At 67.5% G+C, this 8,311-nt stretch carries 11 protein-coding genes; 1 reads left to right on the top strand and 10 read right to left on the bottom strand.

All coding sequences use genetic code 11. The features are described 5' to 3' along the window. Positions 1-67: 67 nt before the first annotated feature. Together rpsI and rplM are read right to left on the bottom strand one after the other, a co-directional pair. Positions 68-589, bottom strand: a complete 522-nt coding sequence (gene rpsI / locus ACFWBT_RS39445; RefSeq protein ID WP_261705341.1) for a 30S ribosomal protein S9 — start codon at positions 587-589, stop codon at positions 68-70. A gap of 42 nt (positions 590-631) precedes the next feature. Then, complete coding sequence (gene rplM, locus ACFWBT_RS39440) at positions 632-1,075, bottom strand: 50S ribosomal protein L13 (protein WP_037626954.1); 444 nt, start codon at positions 1,073-1,075, stop codon at positions 632-634. Between the two features lie 697 nt (positions 1,076-1,772). On the opposite strand from rplM, the gene ACFWBT_RS39435 reads away from it, so the two are divergent. Next, the gene (locus ACFWBT_RS39435; RefSeq protein ID WP_385708621.1) at positions 1,773-2,660 is read left to right on the top strand and encodes a hypothetical protein; all 888 of its coding nucleotides are present in this window, start codon (positions 1,773-1,775) and stop codon (positions 2,658-2,660) included. 141 nt (positions 2,661-2,801) lie between these two features. On the opposite strand, the gene truA is transcribed toward ACFWBT_RS39435, so the two are convergent. The 8 genes from truA to map all read right to left on the bottom strand — a co-directional run bounded on the left by truA (position 2,802) and on the right by map (position 8,245). After that, the gene (gene truA / locus ACFWBT_RS39430) at positions 2,802-3,668 is read right to left on the bottom strand and encodes a tRNA pseudouridine(38-40) synthase TruA (RefSeq protein ID WP_385708618.1); all 867 of its coding nucleotides are present in this window, start codon (positions 3,666-3,668) and stop codon (positions 2,802-2,804) included. Between the two features lie 92 nt (positions 3,669-3,760). After that, positions 3,761-4,258 (bottom strand): 50S ribosomal protein L17, encoded by a 498-nt coding sequence (rplQ, locus tag ACFWBT_RS39425; protein WP_385708615.1) that lies wholly within the window; start codon positions 4,256-4,258, stop codon positions 3,761-3,763. A 124-nt stretch (positions 4,259-4,382) separates the two neighbouring features. Then, positions 4,383-5,405: a DNA-directed RNA polymerase subunit alpha gene (locus ACFWBT_RS39420; RefSeq protein WP_003966937.1), complete on the bottom strand. Its 1,023-nt coding sequence runs from the start codon at positions 5,403-5,405 to the stop codon at positions 4,383-4,385. 178 nt (positions 5,406-5,583) lie between these two features. Continuing rightward, entirely contained in the window at positions 5,584-5,988 is a 405-nt protein-coding gene (rpsK, locus tag ACFWBT_RS39415) for a 30S ribosomal protein S11 (RefSeq protein ID WP_006376016.1), read from the bottom strand. Between the two features lie 69 nt (positions 5,989-6,057). Continuing rightward, complete coding sequence (rpsM, locus tag ACFWBT_RS39410; protein ID WP_081218901.1) at positions 6,058-6,438, bottom strand: 30S ribosomal protein S13; 381 nt, start codon at positions 6,436-6,438, stop codon at positions 6,058-6,060. A 218-nt stretch (positions 6,439-6,656) separates the two neighbouring features. Beyond that, the gene (gene rpmJ / locus ACFWBT_RS39405; protein WP_003998809.1) at positions 6,657-6,770 is read right to left on the bottom strand and encodes a 50S ribosomal protein L36; all 114 of its coding nucleotides are present in this window, start codon (positions 6,768-6,770) and stop codon (positions 6,657-6,659) included. Positions 6,771-6,838: 68 nt separating this feature from the next. Beyond that, positions 6,839-7,060, bottom strand: coding sequence for a translation initiation factor IF-1 (gene infA, locus ACFWBT_RS39400; RefSeq protein WP_003948620.1), 222 nt, complete (start codon positions 7,058-7,060; stop codon positions 6,839-6,841). Positions 7,061-7,405: 345 nt separating this feature from the next. Further along, on the bottom strand, positions 7,406-8,245 hold the full coding sequence (gene map, locus ACFWBT_RS39395; RefSeq protein WP_385708612.1) for a type I methionyl aminopeptidase: 840 nt from the start codon (positions 8,243-8,245) through the stop codon (positions 7,406-7,408). Between the last annotated feature and the right edge of the window lie 66 nt (positions 8,246-8,311).

Here is an 8,311-nt window from a genome sequence, read left to right as displayed (position 1 = left end):
GCACTGTGGCGTGCCGCCGGGGCGTTCGGAGCTACGCGTACTGACGCGCAGAAGCAAGCAGCGAAGATTAACGCTTGCTGTACTGCGGGGCCTTACGGGCCTTCTTGAGACCGGCCTTCTTGCGCTCGACCGCACGGTCGTCGCGCTTGAGGAAGCCGGCCTTCTTGAGGGCGCCGCGGTTGTTGTCCACGTCGGCCTCGTTCAGCGCACGGGCGACGCCGAGGCGCAGGGCACCGGCCTGACCCGAGACGCCGCCACCCGAGATGCGGGCGACAACGTCGTAGCGGTTGTCGAGCTCGAGCACCTTGAAGGGCTCGTTGACTTCCTGCTGGTGCACCTTGTTGGGGAAGTAGTCCTCAAGGGTGCGACCGTTGATCTTCCACTTGCCGGTGCCCGGGACGATCCGGACGCGGGCGATGGCGTTCTTGCGACGGCCCAGGCCGGCGGCCGGCTGCGGGTCGCCGAAGCGGCCTTCGAGCGACTCCGAGGTGTACTCGCCCTCGACGGGCACCTCGGACTCGGTGGTGTAGCTCTCGATGTCGACGAGCTCAGTCTCTTCGACCGGCTGCTCAACGGTGGTCTCGGCCACGATTCTCCTCAGATTTCTTTATGTCTTAGGGGGTGGCCGGAACTACTGCGCGACCTGGGTGATCTCGAACGGGACCGGCTGCTGCGCAGCGTGCGGGTGGTTCTCGCCCGCGTAGACCTTCAGCTTCGAGAGCACCTGACGGCCCAGGGTGTTCTTGGGAACCATGCCCCTGATGGCCTTCTCGACGGCCTTCTCGGGGTTCTTCGCCAGCAGCTCGTCGTAACGGACGGAGCGCAGACCACCCGGGTAACCGGAGTGGCGGTACGCCAGCTTCTGGGTCTTCTTGTTGCCGGAGAGGTGCACCTTGTCGGCGTTGATGATGATGACGAAGTCACCAGCGTCGACGTGGGGCGCGTAGATCGGCTTGTGCTTGCCGCGCAGAATGTTCGCAGCAGTGGTCGCCAGACGGCCCAGGACGACATCCTGGGCGTCGATGACGTACCACTGGCGAGTGATGTCGCCGGGCTTGGGGCTGTACGTACGCACGGTCGTAGCCTTCGCTTCTTCAGTGAGTGGGTCCTGACATGGCCACCACGGACGATCACGACAGCCCTGACCGCACTGCGGTGACGCATACCGCGTGCTGGTCGCTGGTCATCAGCCCCGGTGGACCGGTGTAAGGGCCCCTCACGTGAGAATGAGCAAGCCAATACACATAACGAACTGCAAGCTTACCCGCGGTGCCCCGGAAGGGTCAAAACGCGAGTGCTCACACCCTCGTCGCCCGTCGTCCCTGTCGCGGAGCGACAAAGTGGTCGGGGCCGCCGAGCGGCAGATGACGGAGGTGCCGAAGCGCCACCGATGCAGTCAATACAGACAGGGTAAGGCAGTCCCGGAAGAAACGTCGGGTCACCGGCTCCAGCCAGGGCCGCCCGACCGCGAGCACCGCGCTCGGCAGACAGAGGAAGTGTCGGTCGGCATGAGGGCGAGCCGCCGGCCAGCCAGGTGCGCGCGGCCCGGACGACGATCGCGTAGTCCGTCCCGCCGCCCGAGGTGCCGCGCGCGACCCCCACGACGTGCGCGGACAGCACCGCGCACGACACCGCCCACGCATGCCAGGAGGCCTGACGTACCAACCACCCGGAGATGTCACTTTTGCCCGTGCGCATTCAGATCACGCTAGGGGCTCAAGTGACCGGTGGAGCGGAACGGCACCCCCCAACGCCCGTCTAAGATGCGGCGCATGAGTTATGGGCAGGGTGGGCAGGGGCAGCCCCCGTGGGATCCCTGGAAGCCGGGTTCTCAGCAGGAGCCCCAGTGGGGCAATCAGCGATCCAGCGGGAATCCCGACTGGGCCGCACTGGCGGAGGCTTCCGAAACGCGCAACAAGCGCCGCAAGGTGCTGTTCATCGTGGGCGGGGCGCTGGCCACCGTCGCGGTCGGCGCGGCCGTCGCCATGGCCGTCGTCAACGCGAACGGGAACAACCAGGCCTCGAACCAGCCGTCCAATCTGCCCGCCACCACGGACATCCCGAGCTCCACGGCGCCGGCACCGTCCTTCGAGCCGACCTCGGCTCCCCCGCCGCTGGATCCGAAGCAGTTCATAGCCAGCGCGCAGAAGGACACGGCACCGCTGAGTCCGGACATCCTCTTCCCCGGTACGCAGCTCACCATGGGCGACCGCGTCTACCGCAAGGGGCCGACGGCCGACACGAAGAACTGCGCCTCGGCCGCGAAGGGCTCCCTCCCGGCGGTCCTCAAGAAGGACGGCTGCACCCGCTTCCTGCGGGTCACCTACTCCAAGGACGGCGTGGCGGTGACGGTCGGCGTCGCGGTGTTCGACACCGAGGCCAAGGCGTCCAAGGCCAAGGCCGACGCGGACAAGAAGAGCATCATCGCGTCACTCGCCGGCAACGGCGTCAAGTCGTTCTGCGACGCGGCCGTCTGCCGTTCGACGACCAACTCCTACGGCCGTTACGCCTACTTCACCCTCGCCGGCTTCACCGGCGGCAAGGACGTGACGACGAAGGACACCCAGGTGTTCACCACCGGCGACGACCTCGCCGAGTTCGCGTTCCGTCAGATCCGCCGCCGGGGCGAGGCCCAGGCATCGGCGGCGGCCAGCCAGTAGCGGCACCGGGCGGCGGCCCGGAACACCGGCCGCCGCCCCGCACCGCCCGCGCCCCGGGCGCTCACGATCGCCGAGCGCGTCCCCGCAAGCCGCGCTCCCAGCACGGCAGTTGAAGCACCGCCCCGGCCGCAGGCACCGCCGCTAGCAGGTCTCGCATCCGGCCGCACCCGGCAACGTCCGCCGGTTCCGCGCCTCCTTGTTCCGCGCGGCGAGCAACTCGTCCGCGGGGTAACCGACTTCCTCCAGCGTCAGGCCGTGCGGCCGTACGACATGGACGGCCGAATCCCGTACGCCGGCGGCGAGCACCTTCCCCGGCCAGTCGGGGCCGCGGTGCCCGTCCCCCACGAACAGCAGGGCCCCGATCAGCGACCGCACCATGTTGTGGCAGAAGGCGTCGGCCCGCACGGTGGCGGTGATGACGCCGTCCTCACCGCGCACCAGGCTCAGTTGCTGGAGCGTGCGGATGGTCGTCGCGCCCTCGCGCTTCTTGCAGTAGGCGGCGAAGTCGTGCTCCCCCAGCAGCCGTTCGGCCGCCCGGTTCATGGCGTCGACGTCCAACGGCCAGTCGTGCCACAGGACATGACTGCGCAGCAGCGGGTCGACGCCGCCCGGTTCGTCGGTGACGCGATAGGCGTAGCGCCGCCAGATCGCCGAGAACCGCGCGTTGAACCCGGCCGGCGCCTCGGTGAGCGACCACACCCGCACGTCCTTCGCGAGCCGCCCGGCGAGCCGCTTCAGCAGCTTCTCCCGATGCTCGGCCCACAGCTCCTCGGGAAGGTCGACATGGGCCACCTGCCCGCGCGCGTGCACCCCGGCGTCGGTCCGCCCCGCCACGGTCAGCTCGTACGTGGTGTCCTTCGTCCGCGTCACCGTCCGCAGCGCGTCCTCGATCTCGCCCTGCACGGTCCTGCGTCCCCCGGCCTGCTTGGCCCACCCGGAGAACTCGCTCCCGTCGTACGACAGATCCAACCGCACCCGTACGAACCCGGGCTCCGCTTCGTCACTCACACCTAGATCCTCTCAGCACCGGGCTTCTGCCCGGCAACGCGAAAGCGGGCCCGCCCCCGAAGGGACGGACCCGCTCACAGCAAGGCAGTGCCTCAGGCGTCCTTCGACTCCTCGGCGGGAGCCTCGACGGCGTCCTCGACCTTGGTGTCCTCGACCTTGGCCGGAGCCTCGGCGTCCTTGGCGGAACGCTTGGTGGCGGCCTCGGCCTCACCGGTGGCCTGCTGGGCCACGGTCAGGGCCTCCACCAGCTCGATGACAGCCATGGGCGCGTTGTCGCCACGGCGGTTACCGATCTTGGTGATACGGGTGTAACCACCCGGGCGGTTCTCGTAGCGCGGGCCGATCTCGGTGAAGAGCGTGTGCACGATGCTCTTGTCCGTGATCACCGAGAGCACCTGACGGCGGTTGTGAAGGTCACCCTTCTTCGCCTTGGTGACCAGACGCTCCGCGTAGGGACGCAGACGACGGGCCTTGGCCTCGGTGGTGGTGATGCGGCCGTGCTCGAAGAGCGACTTCGCGAGGTTCGCGAGGAGCAGCTTCTCGTGCGCGGCGCTGCCGCCCAGACGGGCACCCTTGGCGGGCTTCGGCATGGTTTCTCCTAGGTGTCTGCCCCGGCCGTATCAGGTACCGAGGTCAGTGTCCGAGCGGGCGATTGCCCGTCGAAGATCCGGGGTCCCGAAGGACCCCGGAGGACGGAAGGCGTCCCAGTACTGGTCAGTACTGCTCGGTCTCCACGAAACCCGCGTCCGCGTCGTCGTCGGCGCCGAAGGCGTCGGCGGCGGCGGTCGGGTCGAATCCGGGCGGGCTGTCCTTGAGGGCCAGGCCCATGCCGGCCAGCTTCGCCTTGACCTCGTCGATGGACTTCGCGCCGAAGTTGCGGATGTCCAGGAGGTCGGCCTCGGAGCGGGCGACGAGCTCACCCACGGAGTGGATGCCCTCACGCTTGAGGCAGTTGTACGAGCGGACCGTGAGCTCCAGCTCCTCGATCGGCAGCGCGAGATCGGCGGCGAGGGCGGCGTCCGTGGGGGACGGGCCCATGTCGATGCCCTCGGCGTCGATGTTGAGCTCGCGGGCCAGACCGAACAGCTCGACCAGGGTCTTACCGGCCGACGCCATGGCGTCACGGGGACGCATGGCCTGCTTGGTCTCGACGTCGACGATCAGCTTGTCGAAGTCGGTGCGCTGCTCGACACGGGTCGCCTCGACCTTGTACGTGACCTTCAGCACCGGCGAGTAGATCGAGTCGACCGGGATGCGCCCGATCTCCTGACCGACCTGCTTGTTCTGAACGGCGGAGACGTAGCCGCGACCGCGCTCGACGGTCAGCTCCATCTCCAGCTTGCCCTTGCCGTTGAGCGTGGCGAGGACGAGGTCGGGGTTGTGGACCTCGACACCGGCCGGGGGCGCGATGTCGGCGGCGGTGACCAGACCCGGGCCCTGCTTGCGCAGGTACATCACGACCGGCTCGTCGTGCTCCGAGGAGACGACCAGCTGCTTGATGTTGAGGATCAGGTCGGTGACGTCCTCCTTGACGCCCGGCACGGTGGTGAACTCGTGCAGGACACCGTCGATGCGGATGCTGGTGACAGCAGCGCCGGGGATCGACGAGAGGAGGGTGCGGCGCAGGGAGTTGCCGAGGGTGTAGCCGAAGCCCGGCTCCAGCGGCTCGATCACGAACCGGGAGCGGAATTCGTCGACGACCTCTTCGGTCAACGAGGGACGCTGAGCGATCAGCATGTGTGGATCAATCCTCTTTTTCGTGGACGCCCGCTATTTGACGCCCGACGGAACCGCGCCTCGCGAGAGGCCGGGTACAGCAAGGGTACGGGCGATACGGCCCTATTACGGAGCCGTACCGCCCGGAATCCTCAAACCGACACAGGGCCGTCGAGGACGACGACCGAGCGGCCGTGCGTCAGACGCGGCGGCGCTTCGGCGGACGGCAGCCGTTGTGCGGGGTGGGGGTGACGTCCTGGATCGAGCCGACCTCGAGGCCCGTGGCCTGGAGGGAGCGGATCGCGGTCTCGCGACCGGAGCCCGGGCCCTTCACGAAGACGTCGACCTTGCGCATGCCGTGCTCCTGCGCGCGACGGGCGGCCGACTCGGCGGCCATCTGCGCGGCGAAGGGGGTGGACTTGCGCGAGCCCTTGAAGCCGACGTGGCCGGCGGAGGCCCAGGAGATCACGTTGCCCGCGGGGTCCGTGATCGAGACGATCGTGTTGTTGAACGTGCTCTTGATGTGGGCGTGCCCATGAGCGACGTTCTTCTTTTCCTTGCGGCGCACCTTCTTGGCAGCGCCCTGACGACCCTTGGGGGGCATCTATTTCTCCTACGGGGAGGTGGTCGGTCCTACAGCGAAGACCGCTGGTGAAGCGTTGTCCGCTGAGGACTACTTCTTGCCCGGCTTCTTCTTGCCGGCGATCGCGCGACGCGGGCCCTTACGGGTACGAGCGTTCGTGCTGGTGCGCTGACCGTGCACGGGCAGGCCACGACGGTGGCGGATGCCCTGGTAGCAGCCGATCTCGATCTTGCGGCGAATGTCGCCCTGGATCTCGCGACGGAGGTCACCCTCGGTCTTGATGTTGGCGTCCACGTACTCGCGGATCTTGACCAGCTCCTCCTCGGAGAGGTCACGAACGCGCGTGTTGGGGTTCACGCCAGTCTCGGCCAGCGTCAGCTGGGAAAGGGTCCGGCCGATGCCGAACACGTAGGTGAGGGCGACCTCCACACGCTTTTCGCGCGGGATGTCAACACCGGAAACGCGTGCCATTCAATGGCTCCAGTTGTCGTTCGGAGGTCTTCCGCAGAACCGGATCCCGCCCGCCGTCGTGCCCTGATCCAAGGGATCGAGCATTCGGTACGAACCGGGTCCCCGGCCTCCGACCGGGGGTGTCAGGCCTGATGGGAGTCAGTCCTGGATCCTGCGTATGAACATGTACTGCTGCGTCGCGCGAAGTATCTGCGGGGTGCAGAAGGTGCGGTCGTGCGTCAGCCCTGGCGCTGCTTGTGGCGCGGGTTTTCGCAGATGACCATGACCCGACCGTGACGGCGGATCACCCTGCACTTGTCGCAGATCTTCTTGACGCTCGGCTTGACCTTCATTAGGTGAGGTTCTCCGGGTCAGTGCCACCCTCCGTGTCCCGGGACCGGGACACGGAGCAAGGCAAGATCTACTTGTAGCGGTAGACGATCCGGCCGCGTGTCAGGTCGTACGGAGACAACTCCACCACGACCCGGTCGTCAGGGAGGATGCGGATGTAGTGCATGCGCATCTTGCCGCTGATGTGCGCCAGGACCTGGTGGCCGTTCTGGAGCTCCACCTTGAACATCGCGTTCGGAAGAGACTCAACGACAGTGCCCTCGATCTCGATGGCACCTTGCTTCTTGGCCACGCTTTGCCCTTCGAATCGACTACCTTGATCGACTTCGTGCGAGCGCATGCAGACATGCGGGTGCACGAGAGCCGACGAGTCAGTCTACGTCAGGGCTCCCGGAAAGACGAATTCGTCTCCGGCCACCTCCGCCATTCATGACGATGCCCCACCCGTCGACGCGATATGCGCGAGGGGCAGGGCTGACCGGTCGTACGGTCGGCGGAGTGACGGGTGGGGAAGAAGCGAGAAAAAAAAATCGAACGCACGATCGATATTGGAGGATCTTCCGCATGCCCTCCGCGGGTGACACCGCGACCCGCGAGGGCATCGGGCCGCTCGGCCCGTCGGGACAACGCCGGCGCTTCAGCCCGCGAGGGGGTCGGGCGCCGCCGTGACGCCGTACTCGGCGAGCTTCGCCCGGCCGCAGTCGGGCGCCGTGAGAACCAGCGGCCCTTCCTCGGTCAGCGCCACGGAGTGCTCCCAGTGCGAGGACCAGGTCCCGTCCGTGGTGATCACGGTCCAGTCGTCCTCGAGCACTTCGGTCCGCGGTGTGCCGAGCGACACCATCGGCTCGATCGCGAGGCAGAACCCGGGGACCAGCTTCGGACCCTTCCCCCGCTTCCGCTCCACGTAGTTCAGCAGGTGCGGGTCCATGTGCATCTCGGTACCGATGCCGTGGCCGCCGTAGTCCTCGATGATCCCGTACTTGCCGCCGCCCGGCTTCGGCTGGCGGCGGATGTAGGTCTCGATGGCCCGCGAGACGTCCACCAGCCGGTTGCCCTGCTTCATGGCCGCGATACCCGCCCACATCGACTCCTCGGTCACCCGGGAGAGCTCGATCAGCTCAGGAGCGTGGCCGGAGCCCACGAACGCGGTGTACGCGGCGTCGCCGTGCCAGCCGTCCACGATCGCGCCGGCGTCGATGGAGATGATGTCGCCGTCCTTCAGGACGGTCTTGTCGTCCGGGATGCCATGGACGACGACCTCGTTGGCCGAGGTGCAGATCGTCGCGGGGAAACCGCCGTACCCGAGGAAGTTCGACTTGGCGCCGTGCTCGGCGAGCACCTTGCGCGCGACCTCGTCCAGATCCCGGGTCGTCGCACCGGGTACGGCCGCTTCCCGCGTGGCCGCATGAATGGCCGCGACGACCAGCCCGGCCTCACGCATCTTGGCGATCTGCTCGGGGCTCTTGATCTGCACCATGGTGGCTGCGGCCTTTCTGGACCGGAACGACGGACTACTCCAACGATACGGGGGACTGGTCCCACC

This window comes from Streptomyces sp. NPDC060027 (genome assembly GCF_042737005.1).
GTDB lineage: Bacteria > Actinomycetota > Actinomycetes > Streptomycetales > Streptomycetaceae > Streptomyces.
This window is presented reverse-complemented; position numbering and strand designations above follow the sequence as displayed.

Excerpts from the sequence above, each read along its gene's own strand:
- ACFWBT_RS39420 (WP_003966937.1), bottom strand. The coding sequence starts at position 5,405 with ATGCTGATCGCTCAGCGTCCCTCGTTGACCGAAGAGGTCGTCGACGAA.
- ACFWBT_RS39435 (WP_385708621.1), top strand. The coding sequence starts at position 1,773 with ATGAGTTATGGGCAGGGTGGGCAGGGGCAGCCCCCGTGGGATCCCTGG.
- rpsM (WP_081218901.1), bottom strand. The coding sequence starts at position 6,438 with ATGGCACGCGTTTCCGGTGTTGACATCCCGCGCGAAAAGCGTGTGGAG.
- rplQ (WP_385708615.1), bottom strand. The coding sequence starts at position 4,258 with ATGCCGAAGCCCGCCAAGGGTGCCCGTCTGGGCGGCAGCGCCGCGCAC.
- rpsK (WP_006376016.1), bottom strand. The coding sequence starts at position 5,988 with ATGCCCCCCAAGGGTCGTCAGGGCGCTGCCAAGAAGGTGCGCCGCAAG.
- map (WP_385708612.1), bottom strand. The coding sequence starts at position 8,245 with ATGGTGCAGATCAAGAGCCCCGAGCAGATCGCCAAGATGCGTGAGGCC.
- rpmJ (WP_003998809.1), bottom strand. The coding sequence starts at position 6,770 with ATGAAGGTCAAGCCGAGCGTCAAGAAGATCTGCGACAAGTGCAGGGTG.